7 tRNA genes and 1 rRNA gene are annotated in these 919 nt (G+C 50.3%); all 8 read right to left on the reverse strand.

The window, feature by feature from the left end:
• Nucleotides 1-21: 21 nt before the first annotated feature.
• A tRNA-Leu gene (locus IEW26_RS29945) sits at nt 22-102 on the reverse strand.
• 12 nt (nt 103-114) lie between these two features.
• A tRNA-Lys gene (locus tag IEW26_RS29950) sits at nt 115-187 on the reverse strand.
• Nucleotides 188-196: 9 nt separating this feature from the next.
• Nucleotides 197-271 (reverse strand) — tRNA-Gln (locus IEW26_RS29955).
• A gap of 9 nt (nt 272-280) precedes the next feature.
• A tRNA-Val gene (locus IEW26_RS29960) sits at nt 281-356 on the reverse strand.
• Nucleotides 357-499: 143 nt separating this feature from the next.
• Nucleotides 500-571 (reverse strand) — tRNA-Glu (locus tag IEW26_RS29965).
• 10 nt (nt 572-581) lie between these two features.
• Nucleotides 582-654: transfer RNA gene (locus tag IEW26_RS29970), tRNA-Thr, on the reverse strand.
• A 3-nt stretch (nt 655-657) separates the two neighbouring features.
• Nucleotides 658-733: transfer RNA gene (locus IEW26_RS29975), tRNA-Asn, on the reverse strand.
• A gap of 84 nt (nt 734-817) precedes the next feature.
• Nucleotides 818-919: ribosomal RNA gene (rrf, locus tag IEW26_RS29980) — 5S ribosomal RNA — on the reverse strand; the annotation flags it as partial.

Genomic DNA, 919 nt, shown 5'->3' on the forward strand with positions numbered 1-919 from the left:
GCCACTTCCGCAAATAAAGGATGCGCGTGGAGGGACTTGAACCCCCACGTCAAAGACGCTAGATCCTAAGTCTAGTGCGTCTGCCAATTCCGCCACACGCGCATGTATAACAAGTGAGCCATGAAGGACTCGAACCTTCGACACCCTGATTAAAAGTCAGGTGCTCTACCAACTGAGCTAATGGCTCGTAATAAAATGGCTGGGGATATAGGATTTGAACCTATGCATGACGGAGTCAAAGTCCGTTGCCTTACCGCTTGGCTAATCCCCAATAATTAGATGGTGGAGGCTGAGGGGATCGAACCCCCGACCCTCTGCTTGTAAGGCAGATGCTCTCCCAGCTGAGCTAAGCCTCCATCTTTTGTGAAGCAATAAGAATGCTATGACCCATAGGGGATACTCTCACTTCGTTTGAGACTGCAAAGCAATTCCTAACGATGCTCATCCTCCGACGAACCTTTGGTATTCTCATCCTACTCTTCAGTTATTAAAATAACTATGACCCGTAGGGGATTCGAACCCCTGTTACCTCCGTGAAAGGGAGGTGTCTTAACCCCTTGACCAACGGGCCCCATTTGCAGAGCTCTCAACCGGGATCGAACCGGTGACCTCATCCTTACCATGGATGCACTCTACCTACTGAGCTATGAGAGCAAATGGCTCCCCGAACAGGACTCGAACCTGTGACAACTCGATTAACAGTCGAGTGCTCTACCAACTGAGCTATCAGGGAATAATATGCATTTGCAGGGCAAATGCAATTCATCTTACAAGGTCCACATGCAAAGCCTGTTTTCTATGTATGATGAAAGAGTTCGCTTGGCGGCGTCCTACTCTCCCAGGACCCTGCGGTCCAAGTACCATCGGCGCTAGAGGGCTTAACGGTCGTGTTCGGGATGGGTACGTGTGGAACCCCTCC

The organism is Paenibacillus silvae (assembly GCF_014639235.1).
GTDB classification, from domain to species: Bacteria; Bacillota; Bacilli; order Paenibacillales; family Paenibacillaceae; genus Paenibacillus; species Paenibacillus silvae.